Source organism: Shewanella gelidii (genome assembly GCF_014647855.1).
GTDB classification, from domain to species: Bacteria; Pseudomonadota; Gammaproteobacteria; order Enterobacterales; family Shewanellaceae; genus Shewanella; species Shewanella gelidii.
Window position 1 is genome coordinate 485,201 of record NZ_BMPZ01000002.1, and the last position, 20,754, is coordinate 505,954.

Genomic DNA, 20,754 nt, shown 5'->3' on the forward strand with positions numbered 1-20,754 from the left:
CCATTCTTTAGATTTGTGAGTTGTATGAGCATATTTGAAAGATCATTCAACAAAATAACCGAGAAAACATTAGATTTAGCCAGTCGAAGCGCAGACCGACATTTAAGACTAGCGGTCACGGGGCTGGCCGGTGCTGGCAAGACAGCTTTCATTACAGGGCTGGTGAATCAACTTCTCGCTTCGGGTACGTGCTCGAATCAAAGTAGTTTACCTTTATGGCAAGTCAATCGGGAAGGGCGACTACTTGGTGTAAAATCAAGCATGCAGCCAGATTTAGATATTGCCACCTTTGATTATCCATCGGCAATGGCATGCTTTAGCCAAGAACCTACGCAGTGGCCTGCATCAACTCGAACCATCACTGAACTCAGACTCGCGATAAAATATCGTCCAGAAAAAGGGCTTTTAGCCAAACTTTCAGATACTGCCACGTTATATTTAGATATTGTCGATTACCCCGGTGAATGGCTGCTTGATTTACCAATGTTGAAGCTTGATTACTGCCAGTGGTCTATAAGTCAATCAAAGCGTCAACAAGCATTTCAGCAATCGCCATTATTTGCTGATTTTGAAAATCAATTTAAATTGTTAGACCTTGAAGCGCCAGCTCAGGACAAACAGCTCAAGCTTATTGCTGGTTGTTACCGAAGTTTACTTATTGATTTAGTGCAAAACCAAGGTTACTACCTCGCTCAGCCGGGGCGCATGCTGCTTCCTGGGGAGTACGAAGACACTCCACTGCTGACTTTTTTCCCACTCCTTAACCTTACAGAGGAACAGGTGGAGCGTTATGAAAGACTCGATAGCGAATCTAATTACAAGATATTAAAACGGCGTTACCAAGAATATGTCAGTCAGGTGGTGAAGCCCTTTTATCGCAACCACTTTGCAAGCTTCGATAGACAACTGGTTCTTGTTGATTGTTTTAGCGCTTTGAATAAAGGTCGCTCTCAGTTTGAAGATATGACCCATGCCTTGAATGGCATCGTTGAAAGTTTTCAATTTGGCCAATCAAGCCTTTTAAGGCGTTTGTTTTCTCCGCGAGTCGATAAATTGTTGTTTGCAGCGAGTAAAGTGGATCACATTACTCGTGATCAACAAGGGAATACTTTGAGCCTGTTGAGCGATATGTTGAGCCACTGCCAGCACTTTGCGAGCTTCGAAGGCTGCGAAGTAGAAACCATGGCTATAAGCGCTATTAAGTCCACGCAACACGGAATGGTAAAGAAAGACGAACAGTCATTCGAAGTTGTGCGAGGCCTGTCTCTCGAGCAACGAAAGGCTGTTACTTTGTATCCCGGTGAGGTGCCAAGAAAACTACCAGATTCTAAATTTTGGCAAAAACAAGGATTTGAGTTTGTCTCATTTGCACCGCCCTTTGTGCCATTAAATCGTCGAGAGCCATTTGAACATATTCGCCTTGATCATTTACTGCAGTTCTTACTTGGCGATAAGTTGGAGTGAATATGAACGTATCGAATAATCGTGATGAGCTCGGTCACGAGCAGGATAGCTTGCAGCCAAAAGTTGACTTTAGTGAAGGTGAGAGACCGGCTAAAGAGCCAGATAACACTCATCATGAAGAGGTTTTTGAAAATGAAAATCACAATACTAATGCAAATTCGGCAGACGATATTGAGCAACTCGCACAACAATTAGAATTTGATAATGATGCAAAGCTGGAAGCGCTTGATGCCACGCTGGACTCTGAAACCGAAAAAGCAGCAATACAATCAGGGCTTGATATTGAACAGTTAGGCCTTGGCGCTACGCGAAACAAAAACCACAGTTCATCATCCATATTTAAATCTCTATTATTTCAGTTATTGCTTTTAAGTCTAGTTTTGCTATTTATCGTAGAAACTGCATTGAGTTTACAGCAAGCTTGGCTGACGAGCCCCATGCTGTTTGGGCTGTATTCTTTTGTTGCGAGTTTAATTATATTCATTGCAGCCAAAACGACTTTTGTCGAGTGGAGAAAGCTACGACGATTAAAGCATGTTGCTTCTCAACATGAGATTGCTAATCGGTTACGTCAAAGCATGCAAATTGGTGAAGCGGACAAGTTTATCAATCCTTTGCTCGCGAATATTACACCGGGCGTAGATATTCAGCGCTACATTGAATTGCAAAATGATGATCATAACGATAGTGAAAAGCTTGTATTGTTTGAACGAACTGTGGTGCAGAAACAAGACACAATAGCGAAAAAATTAGTGAGCCGTTTTGCGGCAGAATCTGCTTTATTACTTGCAGCCAGCCCCTTAGCTATCGTTGATATGGCCATTATTCTGTGGCGAAATCAACGGATGATAAATCAAATTGCGCAAGTGTATGGCATTGAGTTGGGGTATTGGTCTCGCATTCGGCTTATAAAAGGGATTGTTACGAATATCGTATATGCTGGGACGACAGAGATAATCACTGACTTAGGCACTCAGTTATTTTCGGTTGAAATGTCGCATCGATTATCGGCGAGGTTGGGTCAAGGGCTCGGTGGTGGCTTGTTAACTGCTCGGCTAGGGTATCAAGCAATGGCACTGTGTCGTTCTGTACCTTTTACTACTGATAGTCGACCCAAGCTTTCAAAAATTCATCAACAACTTTTAGCTGAGCTCAAACGCTTTTCAGTCAACGCACTTCGCAAAGAGCGTAACAAAAATCTTACATCGATAGACTAGGTTTCTCTGCAGCTAACATTGGGCTAAATAGTTCGAGCGATTATGTTAGAGCCTCCCCATAACTATAATTAAACGGAAGGGGAGAGGAGTAACAAACGATGGAAAAAAAATGGAAGCCAGCCACGATTGCGATCCATGCGGGCCACCTGCCGAATGTCAGTGGCGCATTAGTTTCACCATTATGCCAAAGCGCGACTTTTGTTTTTGACGATGCACAACAAGGCGGAGCTCGTTTTCGTGGTGACGAAACCGGTTACATCTATACTCGATTAGGTAATCCTACAACCACCGAACTCGAGACAAAAATCGCCTGTCTAGAAGGGGCAGAGGCCGCTGCCGCAACAGCATCTGGTATGGGGGCCGTCTCTGCTGCCCTGTTATCAGCGCTGCAGCAAGGGGACCATGTGATTGCTTCCAATGCGGTATATGGTTGTACATTTTCATTATTAACTGAGCAGCTGGCTAAATTTGGAATTGAATGTACTCTGGTCGATTTTACCGAGCCTGAAGCTATAAAACACGCAATTTCAGATAACACAAAGGTTATCTTTTTTGAAACGCCAGTGAATCCTCATTTGCAAGTGTTTGATATCAAAGCAATCGTTGGTATAGCCAAACCACAACAAATTATTACGATAGTAGATAATACTTTTATGACGCCGCTTTTACAGCAACCCTTGGATTTAGGCGCGGATGTGGTTGTGCATTCGGCCACTAAGTATTTGAATGGTCATGGCGATGTTATCGCCGGTGTTGTGTGTGGACGAAGTGAGTTTATTGAGAAAGTAAAATTTCAAACGCTTAAAGATATTGGTGCAGTAATATCCCCCCATGATGCTTGGTTGATTTCTCGGGGATTAAAAACCCTTGATATTCGCTTAACGCGTCACTGCGACAGTGCGGAGAAAATAGCGAACTTTCTAAATCAACATTCGAAAGTTGCTCGGGTATTTTATCCAGGGCTCGATGAGCATCAAGGGCATCGCCACATTGGAACTCAAATGAAGCGAGCGGGTGGCGTCATTGCTTTTGAATTGGCGACGGATTTTGAAGGTTCGCTTGCTTTTATCAATCGTCTAGATTTGTTTTCAATCGCAGTTAGTTTGGGGGATGCAGAATCATTAATTCAGCACCCCGCTTCAATGACCCATTCTCCGTATACTCAAGAAGCTCGAGATGCCGCGGGTATTACAGACAATTTGTTGCGAATATCGGTAGGTTTAGAAGATGTTGATGACTTGATTCATGCATTGAAAGTTGCTTTAGTTCCAGTGAGCTGAATCGCAATGTGACTGGTTTTAATTTTAATTCGTATTTTGCAAATGTTGAGTTCATATCCTAGATTTATGTCACTAAACCAAGGAACTAGATTGTTGCCAGTGACCTGTTGGTAGGTTTAGTGATTCATGGACTATACAAGGAATTAAATATGAACAAGTTATTACTTGCCGGGCTTGTTGGCCTGAGCTTATCCACTTTGAGTGTTGACGCAGAACCCTTTAGCCTTGAACTCTCGCTCGCAACTCAAGCAGTGACGACCAAGGTTAATCATGCTGAGGCCAATGTGAAGACCACGATGCAAAGCGTAGATATCAATAAAGATACTGCGGAGCAATTGAGTCTTCTGAAAGGCGTGGGTGAAAAGAAGGCTCAAGCCATTGTGGATTACCGGAATAAATATGGAAGCTTTAGCAGTATTGATGATTTGACGGCCGTCCCTGGCATCGGCCCGGTAATCGTTGAGCAGAACAGAGCCAATATACGACTGTAAAGATTTTGGCGAAGTTTCATCAAAGAAAAAGCCTGCTCAAGCAGGCTTTTGTCTATAGATTCACCACCTAGCGCATGCTTGAGGGATTCTTTTAGTAAATGGCTTGATCATCGAACTAGGTTAGGGGATAATCCACGCCGTTCTAGAGGCAACTCTAGAAATTCAATGGTGACCCTAGGGTCCCTCCGCAACGATAACTTGTGAACTCGGCCAGGCCCGGAAGGGAGCAACCGCAGCAGGCGACTCGTGTGCCGGAGTGTGGCTCTAGGGGAACCTCCAAAACTCTCCGTTTGGTTTATTCTGCTTCTTTCAGTTTTTTGTGTAGATTTTGTTTGAGGAAGGCTCTCGATTTTTCAAGCTTATCTTGGATCTCTGCTTTCATTTGTTGTAATTCGTTATAATCTTCAAAGAAGTAAGTGTCGACTAGGTGTCTGACATAACGCACAGGTAACTGGTTTAGCGTGACGCAGCATAGATCAGAAATATAGTCTTCAGGAAGTTCATCTAAAAGGCCTTCATCCTGCAGTATTTCAAGCAATAAAACTTCATAATAGTTTCGAATTTCAAGTTGCATACCTACTCTCCGTGTTTCGCGCATTGGACTCGTCTTCAGCCATCACTAGAAACAATACGTTTGAAATTGATTTTTGTAAATCTTAAATCAAATAATTCTAGTGTGATTAGCATGTTAGTCGTCGCTACGACTCAATATCATGTTCAATCTTTTAGTCTATATTGGTTTATTATAGGTGCAAATTATTGATTTGTAATAGCGCACACTTTGTCGATAACTTGAGGTCATATCAAGGGATTACGCAAATAATTGATTAGCAGCTTTAAATAATTGGCTATGACGTTGGCTCAGGCTTGTTTCATTTCTGTCGTATCCACCACCAATGACCGCAGCAATCGGAATGCCTGAATTTTGGGCGATGGATAAAACTAATTGCTCTCGTTTGAATAGGCCTTGATCGGTAATGTTGAGGTGTCCTAAGCGATCATCTTGGTGAATATCGACCCCTGCATCATAGATGATGATATCGGGCTGGTGAAGCCGAATAAGTAGTGTGAGGGCTTGCTCGACGGTTTCTAGATAATGCTGGTCATTAGCGTGAGCCGGTAACGCAAAATCATAGTCAGAGTTTTGTTTTCTGGAAGGAAAATTGTTATCACAATGGATCGAGGCGGTGATGATTTCAGGGGCATGGCTAGCTAAAGCGGCTGTGCCATCGCCTTGATGGACGTCGCAATCAAAAATAAGAATATTGTGTACTTGCTTATTGTGAAGCAATTGATGTGCTGCAAAATATAAATCATTGAAAATGCAGTAGCCGCTACCATAAGCATAGTGGGCGTGGTGATACCCGCCACTAAGGTGAATCGCAATGCCCTTCTGTAAGGCTAGCTCGGTTGTCTTGTATGTTCCGTTGACAGAGTACAATGTTCGTTCTTTTAAGTGCTCAGACCAAGGAAAACCAATTCTACGAATCGCTTTGCTAGAGAGTTTATTGTTGACAAATTGTGTGACGTATTCGGGAGAGTGGATTTGTTTTAATTCAACAGGTTGTGCTTTTTGCGGCTGATGGAATTGTGATTCGATTGCTAGTTTGTGTCCAAGCAAATATTCAAATAAGTGCTGATATTTAGTTATTGGAAAACCATGTTGTTGGGGTAACGCCAGCTTGGAGTAGCTGGCGTGGTAGACAAGGTCAATCATTAAACGATTTTCGCTGCTCGAATCATTAAAGCCAAAGTCAGTTTAAAGCTGTTGAATTGCCCAGCTCATAAATTCTTTTTTGGTTTTTTCATCGGCTTGAGACCACCAGTATTGCAGCATTTGCTGTGCTCGTGCATCCGTTGCTGCTGGAGCTTTTACGGCTGGTGCCGATATTGGAGCTACAGTCGCTGTAGCTGCAACTGCAGTTGCTGGAGCCACGACTGCGACGGGTGCTGTTGGTGCTGTTGTCGGTGCTGCAGTTGTTGCGACGATATGCTTCTCTGCTTGGTCATTTGAATCGCCACCAAAAACGCTGGAGAGATAGCTTTTCTCTTCAATGTTTGTTTGGGTTACAGCATAGTTGACTGGACCATTATCCGTTCTGCGAATGACAATTTGCGGTTTCTCTGCAAATTTATGGGGATTTCTGACAAACTCACCTTCGGCAGGCTTCAGTTTGTATTCGTGGTCTCCATCAACTTGAATTGTAATGACAAACGGCTTCGATGAAACTTCGCTTTGGCTGTCATTAAAGTCATCATCAATCATGTCTGCATAACGAATTGCGATCTTGTGTTCGCCTTGGGTCAAGTCTAGGTCGGCTTTGTGTTTAAACAGGCTCGTTTTCACTTTTTTGCCATCTAAAGCTAAATATTCGAAATCCATAGGGATGTTTAGATTAGCCGCAAAAACAGAGGTTGAACTGACAAGCGCTAGAATAGCGGATGCGGAAAGTAGCTTCTTCATTCTCATTCCTTTAACGATTATGACTTTGATATGGGCGCTCGAACACTTGGATACGATCTTCGATATAGCTGATCGCTTGACGACACTTACCCAATCGCCGATGCATGAGCAAAATTTCATTTTGCTTCGCAATTTTTTCAGCACTATGACAGCTTTCTAACTGATATTGCAATTGCTGGATCTTATATTCAATTTTTTTTGCCCAGTTTAGATGCTTATTTAGTTCATCATAGAGCTGGTGGCTCGATTGCATTACATTAGATGCAATCCAATTAAAGCCTGCATTTTGGTGATTTTTTTCTTGATATTTCTTGATTCGAGCCCGTTTGCTGACTTGTTGCTGCTTGACTGATTTAATGTCTATTTGCGTGGTTGTCATGGCTCGTTTTATCGCTGAAAAGCGCTGCTGAATTCGCTCACAATGTAATTCAATGGCTTGATTGTGCGCCTTGTGATTAAGTAGTTTTTCCAATTGTTGAATGTCGTGGCGCAGCTGTTCTACACATGGCGACAGCTTTGCTCCTTCTTGAACAAATAGTTCTTCGTTAAAACGCTCTATATTTTGTAGTAACTTTTGTTGTGACGCGGGCAACTGAGTATCGTGATTGAACACTTCCTGAGCCAATGCAGAATATTGTTGTTTGAGTTTTGTGATGAGTTGCTTTGAATTCAATTGGCTTGACCCGTGAAATAAAAATGAAAGGCAAGAACGCCCAAAGTTACTCGATTACTCTTCTAAATGGTGGTAGTGCATCTAACAAAGACTTGCCATAGCGTTTGCTAACTAAGCGTCGGTCTAAAATTGTTACACGACCATAGTCTTGCTCTTTTCTAAGTAAACGTCCACAGCTTTGGATTAATTTGCGAGAAGCATCGGGGATCGTGAGCTTTAAAAACGGATTCCCACCTTTGACTTTAATGTACTCGGCATGTGCTTGTTCTACTGGTGAGGTAGGCACAGCAAAAGGTAGCTTGGTAATGATGAGATTTGTTAAATAGTCTCCAGGCAAATCGAGCCCTTCTGAAAAGCTACCGGTTCCGAAAATAATACTTGGTATATCGTTATCACAATTTGTTTTGTGTTGTTCTAGTATTTCTTGTCGCGACAATGTGCCTTGGATTAGAAGTTTTATTTTGAGTTTATTGGTTAGTAAATCTGCAACTTTGTCCATCTGCCAGTAGGAAGCAAAAAGAACGAGCGTTGCCATTTCGTCTTCAACTAAATACCTGATTTTTTCTGCGAGCTCTTCGGTATAGCCATCATGGGTTGGCTCTGTATCCATTTGTGGCAAAAACAGTGTTGCATTGTTTTGATAGTCAAAAGGGGATTGTAGCGCTAAATAACGGCTGCCATCGTTGATAGATAGACCCACTTGATGGGTGAAGTGATCGAATTGATTGAGCGCCCTTAACGTTGCGCTACATAAAACCACTCCAGCCGCTTTTTCCCAGATTAATGATTCGAGCATAAAGCCGACTTCTATTGGGGATGCGCAAAACAGGAAATCTGCTTGTTTGTTGCCCGTAATGAGTTCTATCCAGCGGGCGAGAGGTGCCCCTTTTTTATTGTCAGGTTTAGCAATCATCTTCCAAAGCTTGTGGAGGTTTTCAAGCCGCTGCATCATAAAACCTGTTTCGGTGACTAATGGCTCTGCGATTATTTTATTTATATCGCCATCCTTAATTGCTTCGGTAAGCAGCATCATCATTTTATTGAACTGTTTAACAGCTAAGTTTGATGTTGTTGATAAATTTTCTGCAAGGATAAGTAAGGATTCTGGGATTTGACCATGTTCGAATCGATATCGGTTCTCTGGGTTAGAGAATTGCTGAATCTGGCCTTCACAAAAGTTTGCAACTTGGTTGAGTTGAGTGGTGAGTTCACTTATATGATCTAGCATTGATTGAGCTGGTGAAATAATGCTGTTGCTCTTGATTTGAGTTTGTAATTTTGCGGTTGTTTTGCCGATTTTTTCTAGCCAATCACATGCACCGCGTAGGGTCGCTTGTGCACTCGAAAAATCCCTGGCTACGACAGGAAGGTGATGTGCTTCGTCGACAACGTAGTAGAGGTCTTCTGGCTCAGGGAGTATTACCCCCCCTCCGAGTTCTAAGTCCGCAAATAAAAGACTGTGGTTGGCGATGAGGACATCCCAAGTATCGAGATCTTCCCTCGCTTTATGGAAAGGGCAATGGCTATGGCTTGGAACTTGTTTATGGCAGCTATGTTTATCACAAGCAATTTGTTGCCATAAATGATCTGGTACAGGTTCACTCAGTGTATCTACTTCGCCGTTCCACTGGCCCGTTTCATATTCTTTAAGTAGTGTTTGTAGCTGTTTGACCTGGTGGTTGTCTGGACGGGTTTGCCATAAAGCAGCTTGCGCTTCATTGTCTGTACCGGTTAATTGACGAAGCTTAGATAAGCATACGTAGCGCTGGCGTCCTTTAACGAGACCAAAGCGGAAGTTGAGTCCAGATTCTTTCGCGAAAAAAGGCAAATCTTTATGTAGCAATTGTTCTTGAAGTGCAACGGTTGCAGTGGCGATACAGACTTTTTTCTTGTTTGCGAGTGCGAGCGGAATTGTACCGAGGAGGTAGGATAGTGACTTACCAATACCTGTTCCCGCCTCAACGACTATAATTCGACGGTTTTTGTCATATTCGCCTGCAAGTGTCTTAGAGATCTCTGCCACCATATAGTTTTGCTCCCTTCGGGAGCGAAAGTTTGGTAAAGCCGTGGCGACGTCTTTATAGATATCTCGAATTTGAGTTTTAACTTGGTCTTTTAACATGGAGGATCACTTGCAAGTAAGATGCTGTATATAATAACAGTGAATGCTTGCAGTTTAAATCGATTCAAGGTTAGAGTTTGATTTTAATCGTTTGCTAATTTTTGTTTGCCTAGATACAGAGTAACTACCAATTATGTTAATTGAACAAAATAGGGAGACGATAACAGGCCGAATTCTGAGTCGTCACCTTATACAAGGGCAAAGCGGACTGACGCTTCGATACTATATCGCAACGCGTAATGGGTCTGTCGTGGCTGAAGTGAGAGGGCAAGAATATGTCTGCTTTTGTCCGAGCAAAGATTTAGCAGCCTTAAGTAAACTTTTGCAACACAACGGCTATAGAACCCAACCACTTCAGTTAAAAAGTTTTCAACATCTTCCCATGAGCGCAATTTATTGCCGTTCTACAAAAGACTATCGTCATTTATTGCGAGTTGCCAAGGACCTTGGCGTCAGCCTTCATGAAGCGGATATTAAGCCCCAGCAGCGTTTTTTGACGGAGCGTTTTATCGCATTAGATATCGAATGCGAAGGCTATTTTGAACATCAAATTTCACAAGCAATTTTTGTTATTACTAGAGCGAGAAAGGCCGCTATTGATGTTAACCTCAAAGCGATTTCTTTAGATTTTGAATGTAGTGGTCATGGCGAACTATATTCTGTTGCGCTCTATGGTAAAAGTTATCGCAAAGTGATACTCGTAGGGAAGGAAACCGATGTCTGTCAAGTGACGAAAAATAATCAACAGAGTTTCGGTAAACAAGAATATATTGAGTTTGTTGCAGACGAAGCTGCGCTAATTACTTGTCTTATTGCTTGGTTTGAAGCGTATGACCCTGACGTCATCATTGGTTGGGCTGTGGTTACATTTGATCTGGCCTTGCTTTATCGAAGAGCCAAAAAGCTGGGGATTGATTTAACCATTGGACGACAAAATCAATCTTTGGGTTGGAAGGTTGAGGATAAATATCGACCTGAAACTCTCAACTTGCCTGGACGTGTCGTTTTAGATGGTATTGATTGGCTTAAAGCTGCTTTTTATCACTTTGAACGGTATTCACTAGAGTTTGTTGCGCGAGCTTTGCTTGGTGAAGGGAAAGCAATTGAGCAGGTTGATAATCGACTCGAAGAAATTGAAACCATGTTCATACAAGATAAACCCGCTTTAGCTCATTACAACCTCACTGACAGTCGCTTAGTTTGGGATATATTTGAGTCGACTAAATTGTTTGACTTTGCAATTGCGCGAGCCCAGTTGACCGGTCTAGAGCTTGGTCGTGTCGGCGCGTCTGTAGAGGCATTTAATCGTCTCTATTTACCGCATTTGCATCGTTCTGGATTTATTGCTCCTGCAGAGCCTGTGAGTACAGGGATTGAAAGCCCTGGTGGTTATGTAATGGATTCTATCCCTGGCTTTTATAAAGATATTTTGGTGTTCGACTTTAAGAGCTTGTACCCGTCGATCATCCAAACCTTTTTAATTGACCCAAAGGGGCTTATCTCAACGCAAGGAGAAGATAACTTAGTTCCGGGCTTTCTAGGTGCACAATTTAGCAGAAACACTCCTATCCTTCCTTCTTTGATTGCCGAGCTTTCCGCATCTCGTGAACAAGCGAAACAGGCTAAAGATTTGCCACTCTCACAAGCAATAAAAATTATTATGAACTCTCTGTATGGAGTACTCGGTTCTCGAGGCTGTGTGTTTCACGATGCAAAGCTTGCGAGTTCAATTACGATGAGGGGGCATGAAATCATGTTGACGACGAAAGCCTGGATCGAAGCGCTTGGGTATAAAGTGATATATGGTGATACGGATTCAACCTTTGTATGGCTAGGCGAAAAGCATGATGCTCAGGATGTCCAGAGATTTGGTCATGAACTTGCACAACAAATTACCGAAAAATGGCGTGAGAAACTCAATTGCCAGATGAGTTTAACTAGCCACTTAGTTCTTGAGTATGAAACGCATTTTGAGCAATTTGTCATGCCGACATTAAGGGGCTCATCACTAGGGTCAAAGAAGCGCTATGTTGGGGCATACACTAAAGCAGACTCACAATTAGAAATTGTATTTAAAGGGATGGAGCAAGTAAGAACGGATTGGAGCCCTTTAGCACGAAAGGTTCAATATGAACTGTATGAGAGGCTCTTTACGCATCAGCCTGTAGAACAATACTTGCAAGATATTATTGAAAGCTTGTGGCAAGGCAAGCTTGATCAAGAACTTGTGTTTCAAAAGCGACTAAAACGTAATGTGGAACATTATAAATCGCAATCGATTCCACACGTCAAAGCAGCATTAAAACTATTTGGTATGAACGGCGATTCAAAAGTGATCAAGCGCGGTGCTCTTGTTGAGTACATGATAACGATAAATGGCGCTGAACCGACACAGCATCTCCAATCAGCAATTGATTACTCCTACTATTTAGACAAGCAGCTGTTGCCCATTGCCGAACCGGTTTTTGCGGTGCTGGGGAAGGAAATTACAACGATCACTAGCAATCAAATGTCTTTGCTGTAAATAAATGAACAGCAATACCCTAGAGCTTGATGCCTGCGTTCCAAGGCGAATAGCCTTCAAAGGTGAAAACCGTTCAATAGTATCAAACCTGTTATGACTACTCTTGCATAAGTAATTCTTGGGAATGTGACAAGGTTCTCGTAAATGACGGTGCACACGGCTGAGTAAATGCCTTTGAACGTTAAATATCTTTAGGTTCTGTCGATAGATGGTTTGTGATCTTTATCTTTGAATTCCATTTTATTGTGATTGACGTCGGGCTTTAACTGATGCAAAAAAAGTGAATATATAGTGATGTTGTTGCTAGCTGCTAATTATACAGTTTTGATAGAAATTTGTTTTATTTAACAAACAATCAGCAAAACATTTTTTTAACATTTGGCAAAGTTAGCAAAATATAATTAGACCTGATTAAAAAATGCTGAGTACGATCAAACCCTTTGTAGGTAGGGGCTGTGCGGGGGCTTAGTGTTCTGGGTGCTAAAAAAACGAATTTGGCCGATTAATTTATGACCACAGTGAAGTTCATAAGTTTCGATTATTTCGTTTCAAATGTTGATAATGTGTTTCAAATGTGATTCTATTCCCCTGCGAATATAAAAAGATGTAACGAAATTTTGTTATATCGAAACTATATACTGTCTCACACCATGTAGTGGCAGTAATAATAAAAGACATATATCCAGGGAGATTGATAATGCATAAGAATAGCTTTTTGGCTAATTCAGTGCGCTTCGCACTAATTGGCGGCGCAGCAGCTACAGCATTTACCATGCCAGCAGTTTACGCTGCAGAAGAAGGCGATAAAGTAGAACGTATTGAAGTTACTGGTTCACGCATTAAGCGTAGTGACCTAGAAGGTGCTTCTCCAGTTGCTACTATTTCTACTGAAGACATGAAAGTAGAAGGTAACTTTACAGTTGCTGACGCACTACGTAACAGTAACTTGAACTCGTTCGGTTCATTCTCTGAGCGTTCTGGTAGTTCTGCTCAGTCTCAAGCAACCATTAACCTACGTGGTGCTGGTTCTGAGCGTACGTTGGTACTGATTGACGGTAAGCGTTTCCCAGGCTCGCCTACGTTAGGCGGTGCTTCTGCTAACTTGAACGCGATTCCAATGGCGGCCGTTGAGCGCATTGAAATTCTAACTGACGGTGCTTCTTCAGTATACGGTTCAGACGCGATTGCTGGTGTTGTAAACATCATCATGAAGAAAGACTATCAAGGTCTAGAGTTTAATGTTGGTGGCGGTAATCGTGAACGTGATGGCGGCCTAACGAGCAAAGAATTCTCGGTTACTGCTGGTTATCAGATGGATAAAGGTAATATTACCTTTGCATTTGATCATCAAGACCGTAAAGGTATCTCAGACGGCGATCGTGACTTCACTAAAGCGAAAATGACCGACTTTAACGGTGACGGAATCATTCAGGCTTATACTGAAACTGACGGTTGGAGCATCTATGGTGCTACAGTCGCCGCTCCTGATTTCTCTACTGCAGCTGCTTCTCCACTGTGTGAAGATCTAATTGCTGAATATGGCTCAAATACTTTTGCTCGCGTGCGTGCTGATGATGATTGGTCTGCAGGTTCTGAGTACTGTATGTTTGCTTACGCAAACGTTTCTTACAACAAAGCTTCTGTAGACCGTAATACAGTATATGTAGACGCTAACTATGAAGTTGCTGATGACGTTGAGTGGTTTGGCCGTGTAATGTTCACGCAAAACGAATCATTTGGTCGTTATGCTCCACCAGCGGCACCTTGGCGTGGTATGGGCGCTGATAACGTGCATAATGAGTTCGGTGAAGAAACGACTGGTTACTTCCGCTGGGTTGGTATCGGTAACCGTGATGGTTTTGTAACTGATTATAACCAAGACTACTTAACTGGTCTTAAAGGTACAATCAGCTCTTGGAATGATGCTGAGTGGGAAGTTTATTACCACTACAACAAGGCTGACAACAAGTCTGTTGGTAAGTACTACTTAAGCTACACAGGTCTTGCATACAACCAGGCGAATGATATCGACCTTGGTTCTGAAGAAGGTATTGCCAACATGAAGGCAACAACCTTGACTGAAGACTCTTCTGAGTTCCATCAGTACTTTGCAGGTTTAGGCTTCGAAGCTGGTGAAATTAACGATACTGCAATTGGCCACTATGTGGGTATGGAGTATTTCGAGCAAGATTACGCTTCTGTCTACGATGCTGCTTCTGAAGCGGGTAACGTAGGTGGTAGTGCTGGTAACTCTGCAGGTGGTTCTCGTGAAGTTACTGCATTCTTCTATGAGACCATTCTTCCTGTTCATGATGACGTAGAGCTTAACCTTGCTGTTCGTTACGATGATTACAGCGACTTTGGTGACGAACTGTCTCCGAAAGCTTCTGTACGCTGGCAAGCTATGGACAACGTCGTTGTTCGTGCTTCTTACTCTGAAGCCTTCCGCGCTCCTTCTCTAGATCAGCTTTATGCTGCTGAAACATTCAGTGCTGAAACTGGTACTGATAAACCATTCTGTGAGTCAAACGGTATTGATCTTGCTGATTGTGAAAGCCGTCAGATTGACACTTATATCACAGCAAATGATGAGTTAGGTCCAGAAACTTCTGAGTACATTAACTTTGGTGTAGCGTGGGATATCGTTGATGATATTTCTGTTAAGGTTGATTACTTTAACCTTACTGTAGATAACGTAATTACTCAGTTATCAAACACGAAAGTGATTGATGGCATTGATAGCGGCTCAATTGCAACTAGTGATACATTCTATGTAAATCGTGCTCCAAATGGTGCGAACGGTGAACTAGGTCGTGCATTATCAGTTGGTACAGGTTACCGCAACGATGCTAGCTTTGAAATTGAAGGTATCGATTTAGCATTAAACGGTAACTTTGAAACTGAAGTTGGTGAGTTCGGCGTAGCTTGGAGCAACAGTTTTGTTCTATCTTACAAGCAAGATATTGCTGAAACTGATTCTGCTGGCAACTCTATCCTAACTGATACAGCTGGTTGGGCTGGTCAACCTGAGTGGAAGTCTAACCTAACGACTAGCTACACTAATGGTGACCACAGATTCTCTTGGAACATCAACTACACAGATTCTACGGCTGAAGAACGTGATACGGACTTCAACCCAACTGGTAAGTTGGACTCTTGGACTATCCATAACATCAGCTATACTTATGACTCTGGTGATTACGGTGTAATCTTGTTGGGTGTTAACAACCTAACTGATGAAGACCCTGTATTGACTTCATCTGGTCAGTTTAACGATGCTGACTTGTACAACAACTACGGTCGTGAATACCGTGCGAGTTATACAATCAAGTTCTAAGCTAAGTTAGTTATAGATACAAAAGGGCCTTCGGGCCCTTTTTTGTTTTTGCTTGATCTTGATGCTGATATTGATATTGTCCGTTTGTGTCTCGCGGTAATAAAACTAAACAAAAATTTAAAAGGTTAAATGATGGATTCTCATTGGAGCGATTACTGGAATCAAGGGCATTTGACGTCCTTTGGAGATAGCTTTCAAGGTAACTATGAAGGAGTCTTGAAAGATTGTTGGCAAGAAACTTTCACTGAACTTCCTGAGCAGTTCAAAGTGCTCGATGTAGCTACTGGTAACGGCGCGCTTGCTCTTCTTGTGAGAGAGTGCTGTGAAGGTAAAGTTGGAACTGTTATAGGCGTTGATTTTGCAAAGGTCCATCAACCCGAACCTATAGCACATACGACGATTAAAGTTGATTTGGTGTCGAATAAGAATTGCGAAGCCCTAGTCGACTATGAGTCTCAATCGTTTGATGCAGTTATTTCACAGTTTGGTATTGAGTATTCAGATTTTAATTTATCCCTCCCTGAAGCAAGTCGGGTGTTAAAACCAAAAGGGGTGCTTACCATAGTTTCGCATCACTTTCAGTCGCTAGTTATCCGACGGAACGAACGAATTTTAAGTTTAATTCGCTCTAAAGAAACTAAACAGTTGCTCGAGACTATGGCTCGTTTAGTCAAAGCTATGGGGGAGGTGCGGGAGCCAGAAGATATTGCTCGAGTGAAGGCAAATGAAACGTGTGAAACGATCAGAAAGGAATTGAACTCAACGATAAACCAGTTAGTTAAGAATGATGAAGACGCATTAAAGGACAGTGAGCTTATGTCTTATGTTGCAACAATATTTCAAAAAGGCATGTTGTGGCCTTTGGCAGAGAAGCTTCGGTATCTTGATTTTGTTAAACAACAGATTTTAGCCCTAGAGCTCCGATTAAAAGAGCTGACGGACGCCTCAATTGATGAAAATCAATTGGGAGAGTTGATCTCAAAATTGAATAAATTTGGTTTGACTCTAGTTGCAGTGAAAGTGCTTAAAACCGCAGAAAAACAGATCGTTTCTTGGTTCATTCAGGCAGAAAAGCTATAAAATATACAAAATTTTATCATTTTGATTGCTGCTAAGTGTTAGCGCTATAGTTTGTTTTTATCAACAGCTTAGCTAGCTGTTTTTGGTTTTGAGATTGCTTGAGGTTAAATGTAAAGGTTAATAAATTGTAAAAACGCGCGCTTCATGATTTTTTATGTTTTAACGCATCTTTCTTGCATTTTCCTTCACTTGGTAATGTTGACATAGGTCAACATTTTATGGAATGATGCCAGCGGGTCTATGTCTTAAGCGCATAGAAAATTGAAAATAAAAAAACAATCACATAAGAAAGTAGAACCGTTAGAAGTCGCTGTTTGAGATTTATCGTCAGGGCTTCTTTAAACGAGTCAAAGCTTTTTAACTCACTTCAAATTGGTTGGGAACTATGTCCAAGGTAAGCAATAGAACTAAAATCGCATCTGCGCTTTTGGGTGCGATGGCTTTAGCCGGTAGTAACGTTGTTGCAGCAGATCAGCTGAGCAATGTACAAAAAGCTGATAGCAAAATTCATGCTGAAGCAGCCTCTTCTCAAAAGAAAATCAATAAATATTTTGATCAAGCACAAGACATGCTCTTTGAGTATGGCTCAGTGGTTGATGAAAGAGAGTCTCTTAAATCTTATAACGACTATGTTGCTACTTTGGTTGCAGACCAAGAAGCGACAATGAAGTCAATTCAACAAGATATCGATGGCGTAGATGCTTTACGTCAAGGTGTTGTACCGTTGATGTTCAAAATGGTAGAAGCACTAGAGCAATTCATTGCTTTAGACTTGCCATTTAATCAAGAAATTCGTCAAGAACGAGTTGCTCGCCTAAAAGATATGCTAAGTACTGCAGAAGTGACGCTTGCTGAAAAGTATCGTCTCATTCTTGATGCTTATAACATCGAGCGCGAGTATGGCTCTAAGATGAGTGTTGAAACTGGCCAGTTAGAAATGGATGGTAAAGAGATCCTGGTTGATTTTATCAACTTTGGTCGTGTTGCTTTATATGCTCAAAGCTTAGATCAAAAGGCTGCTTGGATGTATAACGCTGAGTCGAAAGGTTGGGATAAGCTAGAAGATGGCTACCTACGCAACATCACAAAGGCGATTCGCCAGGCACGCGGTCAAGGTGCTCCTGATATGTTTGCGTTACCAATCCCTGCTGCGGAGGCTGCACAATAATGAAGAAGTTACTAACATCCGCGCTAATCGCAGCAAGCTTAACTATGACAGCGGGTATTGCCCAAGCTGCCGATGCGCCTAAAAATATACAAGAGCTATTGCAACAAGTAAAAGTTGATCGCTCTAAAGATTCTAAAGTTAACAAAGCTCGAGAGAAGGAATTCTTAAACGAGCGTGGTGACAAAGCCGCTTTGCTGAAGCGTGAGAAGCAAGCTCTTGCTGCTGAAAAACAACGTGGTAAAGATTTAAGCCAAGCCTTTTTAGATAACGAGCGTAAAATTGCTCAGTTAGAAGAAGATTTAAAAACGGCTCAAGGTGACTTGGGTGAAATGTTTGGTGTTGTGAAGGGTGAGGCCGGCGACTTTGCGGGTAAGCTTGTCAGTTCAAACATCAGTGCACAGTACCCTGGTCGCGACAAATTTATTGCTGAACTAGGTGCTCGTAAACAACTACCTAAAATCGATGAGCTAGAACGTTTTTGGGAAGAACAGTTATTCGAGATGGCTGAGTCTGCGAAGGTTGTAAGCTTTAACGGCTCAGTAACCGGAATTGATGGCAATGTTCGTAATGCTAAAGTGACTCGAATTGGTGCATATAACCTTCTTGCTGAAGGAAAGTACGTAGTTTACAACGCTGATTTAGGGTTGATTCAGGAACTATCTCAGCAACCAGGTAGCCAGCATGTCGCCAGCGTAAAAGACTTCGAAGGCACAACTTCTGGTTTTGCTAAAGTGTTTGTTGACCCAGCACGTGGTGTTCTATTAAACGTATTCACTCAAAAAGCAACGATCGAAGAGCGTATCGAAGCGGGTGGTACTATTGGTTACATCATTATCGGCCTTCTGGCGTTAGGTGCATTAATCTCTATCGAACGTTTGGTTAAGCTGTACCTAGTTGGCGCGCAAGTTAAAAGTCAGCGTAAGAAAGTTGATAGCCCTGGTAACAACCCTCTGGGTCGTGTACTCACAGTGTATCAAGAAAACCAGAATGTTGATGTTGAAACTCTTGAGCTTAAACTTGATGAAGCTATTCTTAAAGAAACGCCTGCATTAGAAGCACGCATCTCGATCATTAAAGTTCTTGCTGCAATCGCACCGATGATGGGTCTTCTTGGTACTGTAACGGGTATGATTGCAACGTTCCAAAGTATCCAACTATTCGGTACAGGTGATCCAAAGCTAATGGCTGGTGGTATCTCTATGGCGCTGATGACGACGGTACAAGGTCTAGTTGCAGCACTACCATTAATGCTAATGCACGCGATTGTAATTGCTCGTAGCAAATCTGTAGTTCAAATACTTGAAGAGCAAAGTGCAGGTCTTGTTGCTGCGCACGCTGAGAAGAGGAACGCCTAATGATGCTATTCCTGATGGACATTTGGGATTCCGTCAGGGGCTTCATGGCCTCCGGAGGCGATGTCCTCTGGTTAGTCGCGGCTGTGCTTTTCCTTATGTGGGTGCTAATGCTTGAGCGCTACTGGTATCTTAACTGGATATCACCAAAGCAACATCAAGCGATTATTGCAGCATGGGATGCTCGAGAGGACTCTACCTCTTGGTATGCACACCGTATCCGTGAAGCTTGGATGTCCCAAGCTAAACAAGATTTGAATGCACGTATGCTGATTATCAAAACCTTAGTTGCCATTTGTCCAATGATAGGCTTATTGGGAACAGTTACAGGTATGATACAAGTATTCGATGTGATGGCGGTTCATGGCACGAGTAATGCTCGTATGATGGCAGCTGGTATTTCAATGGCGACCATGCCAACAATGGCAGGAATGGTTGCGGCATTATCGGGCGTATTCTTCAGTACCCGACTCGATGCGAAAATGAAAATCAGCTTAGAGAGACTGAAAGACAGTCTGCCGCACCACTAGAGAGAGATTGAAAATGGCACGTAAAAAGCATTCCAGTGTAGACGAAGAAGCGCAAATTGATATGACGCCGATGCTAGACATCGTGTTTATCATGCTGATTTTCTTCATTGTAACAACATCGTTTATCAAGCCATCTGGACTTGACTATAATAAGCCTGAAGCGTCGACAGCGACCACGAAAAAGGCTGCGAACATTTTTATTGGTGTGAGCAGCACAGGTGTAATTAAGATGGAAAACCGTCAGGTTGACATTGAACGAGTTACAGCGAACGTTGAACGTATGTTAGCGGAAACTCCCGAAGCTGCTGTCTTGATTGAAGCAGATAAACTAGCAGAACATGGCATTGTAATTAAGGTCATGGATAATGTTAAGAAAGCAGGTGTCGATAAAATATCGGTATCAGCGGGGAAGGAGTAATATGCTAAGAGGAATAGTATCATTCATTGTTGGTGGTGCTGTTACTTTTGCCCTGTTCGTATTCATGGCCTTTTTGGTCGGCGGCGGCGCTAAACGCGCCGACGTCAAATCTGATTCTCCAGTGATCGAGATCAGCATGGACAAGCAGGATACAGAAGTTCAGGATAAACCTAGGGTTAAACCTAAGCCACCAAAACCACCAGAGCAACCACCACTGCCAGATACTCCGCCACCTGACTCTTCGTCAGATATTGATACCAATATGGCGTTTAGTATGGGCAGTTTAAACACAGGTGATGCAAGCACTGGTTTTAAACTTGGCAACATGATGACTCGCGATGGTGATGTAGCGCCAATCGTACGTATTCCACCACAATGGCCGATCAAAGCTTTACGTGATGGAAAAGAAGGTTGGGTGCAACTGAGTTTCTCGATTACGGAAACCGGAAGCACAGCCGACGTTAAAGTTATTAAAGCTGAACCAAAACGCTTATTTAATAAGTCAGCAATCAAGGCGCTTAAAAAGTGGAAGTACAAGCCGAAAATTGTTGATGGCAAACCGATGAAGCGTACTGGCTTGACTGTTCAGTTAGACTTTTCACTTGACGACCAAAATAAGTAGAGGAGATATGCA

Annotated in this window: 17 protein-coding genes and 1 other RNA gene; 13 read left to right on the plus strand and 5 right to left on the minus strand. The window is 42.4% G+C overall.

Annotated elements, in window-relative coordinates:
- Positions 1 to 24: 24 nt before the first annotated feature.
- From IEY18_RS05640 to ffs, 5 genes are all read left to right on the plus strand, one after another.
- Entirely contained in the window at positions 25 to 1,464 is a 1,440-nt protein-coding gene (locus tag IEY18_RS05640) for a YcjX family GTP-binding protein (protein WP_188918680.1), read from the plus strand.
- A gap of 2 nt (positions 1,465 to 1,466) precedes the next feature.
- On the plus strand, positions 1,467 to 2,681 hold the full coding sequence (locus IEY18_RS05645; protein ID WP_188918682.1) for a TIGR01620 family protein: 1,215 nt from the start codon (positions 1,467 to 1,469) through the stop codon (positions 2,679 to 2,681).
- Between the two features lie 98 nt (positions 2,682 to 2,779).
- The gene (gene megL / locus IEY18_RS05650) at positions 2,780 to 3,961 is read left to right on the plus strand and encodes a methionine gamma-lyase (RefSeq protein ID WP_188918684.1); all 1,182 of its coding nucleotides are present in this window, start codon (positions 2,780 to 2,782) and stop codon (positions 3,959 to 3,961) included.
- A 149-nt stretch (positions 3,962 to 4,110) separates the two neighbouring features.
- Positions 4,111 to 4,452, plus strand: a complete 342-nt coding sequence (locus tag IEY18_RS05655; RefSeq protein ID WP_188918686.1) for a ComEA family DNA-binding protein — start codon at positions 4,111 to 4,113, stop codon at positions 4,450 to 4,452.
- A gap of 174 nt (positions 4,453 to 4,626) precedes the next feature.
- Positions 4,627 to 4,723: signal recognition particle sRNA small type (gene ffs / locus IEY18_RS05660), an RNA gene on the plus strand.
- 24 nt (positions 4,724 to 4,747) lie between these two features.
- On the opposite strand, the gene IEY18_RS05665 is transcribed toward ffs, so the two are convergent.
- The 5 genes from IEY18_RS05665 to dinG form a co-directional block, all read right to left on the minus strand.
- The gene (locus IEY18_RS05665; RefSeq protein WP_188918689.1) at positions 4,748 to 5,026 is read right to left on the minus strand and encodes a late competence development ComFB family protein; all 279 of its coding nucleotides are present in this window, start codon (positions 5,024 to 5,026) and stop codon (positions 4,748 to 4,750) included.
- Between the two features lie 237 nt (positions 5,027 to 5,263).
- The gene (locus tag IEY18_RS05670) at positions 5,264 to 6,169 is read right to left on the minus strand and encodes a histone deacetylase family protein (protein WP_188918691.1); all 906 of its coding nucleotides are present in this window, start codon (positions 6,167 to 6,169) and stop codon (positions 5,264 to 5,266) included.
- A gap of 42 nt (positions 6,170 to 6,211) precedes the next feature.
- On the minus strand, positions 6,212 to 6,916 hold the full coding sequence (locus IEY18_RS05675) for a DUF2057 domain-containing protein (RefSeq protein WP_188918693.1): 705 nt from the start codon (positions 6,914 to 6,916) through the stop codon (positions 6,212 to 6,214).
- 10 nt (positions 6,917 to 6,926) lie between these two features.
- Positions 6,927 to 7,589 (minus strand): primosomal replication protein, encoded by a 663-nt coding sequence (locus IEY18_RS05680; RefSeq protein WP_188918695.1) that lies wholly within the window; start codon positions 7,587 to 7,589, stop codon positions 6,927 to 6,929.
- Between the two features lie 46 nt (positions 7,590 to 7,635).
- On the minus strand, positions 7,636 to 9,711 hold the full coding sequence (gene dinG / locus IEY18_RS05685) for an ATP-dependent DNA helicase DinG (RefSeq protein WP_188918697.1): 2,076 nt from the start codon (positions 9,709 to 9,711) through the stop codon (positions 7,636 to 7,638).
- Between the two features lie 133 nt (positions 9,712 to 9,844).
- On the opposite strand from dinG, the gene IEY18_RS05690 reads away from it, so the two are divergent.
- The 8 genes from IEY18_RS05690 (at position 9,845) to IEY18_RS05725 (ending at position 20,742) form a co-directional block, all read left to right on the plus strand.
- Complete coding sequence (locus IEY18_RS05690; RefSeq protein ID WP_188918699.1) at positions 9,845 to 12,235, plus strand: DNA polymerase II; 2,391 nt, start codon at positions 9,845 to 9,847, stop codon at positions 12,233 to 12,235.
- Between the two features lie 697 nt (positions 12,236 to 12,932).
- A complete protein-coding gene (locus IEY18_RS05695; RefSeq protein WP_188918701.1) occupies positions 12,933 to 15,572 on the plus strand; it encodes a TonB-dependent receptor in 2,640 nt (879 codons plus the stop codon).
- Between the two features lie 132 nt (positions 15,573 to 15,704).
- Positions 15,705 to 16,652, plus strand: coding sequence for a class I SAM-dependent methyltransferase (locus tag IEY18_RS05700; RefSeq protein WP_188918703.1), 948 nt, complete (start codon positions 15,705 to 15,707; stop codon positions 16,650 to 16,652).
- 385 nt (positions 16,653 to 17,037) lie between these two features.
- Positions 17,038 to 17,820, plus strand: a complete 783-nt coding sequence (locus IEY18_RS05705) for a DUF3450 domain-containing protein (protein ID WP_188918705.1) — start codon at positions 17,038 to 17,040, stop codon at positions 17,818 to 17,820.
- Positions 17,820 to 19,175 carry a MotA/TolQ/ExbB proton channel family protein gene (locus IEY18_RS05710; protein ID WP_188918707.1) on the plus strand — a complete coding sequence of 452 codons (1,356 nt, stop codon included), beginning with the start codon at positions 17,820 to 17,822 and terminating at the stop codon, positions 19,173 to 19,175. Before IEY18_RS05705 ends, IEY18_RS05710 begins: the two co-directional genes overlap by 1 nt.
- A complete protein-coding gene (locus IEY18_RS05715; RefSeq protein WP_188918709.1) occupies positions 19,175 to 19,702 on the plus strand; it encodes a MotA/TolQ/ExbB proton channel family protein in 528 nt (175 codons plus the stop codon). The genes IEY18_RS05710 and IEY18_RS05715 overlap by 1 nt, the downstream gene beginning before the upstream one ends.
- Positions 19,703 to 19,715: 13 nt before the next feature.
- Entirely contained in the window at positions 19,716 to 20,120 is a 405-nt protein-coding gene (locus IEY18_RS05720) for an ExbD/TolR family protein (protein WP_188918711.1), read from the plus strand.
- 1 nt (position 20,121) lies between these two features.
- A complete protein-coding gene (locus IEY18_RS05725) occupies positions 20,122 to 20,742 on the plus strand; it encodes an energy transducer TonB (protein ID WP_188918713.1) in 621 nt (206 codons plus the stop codon).
- The last annotated feature ends 12 nt before the right edge of the window (positions 20,743 to 20,754 follow it).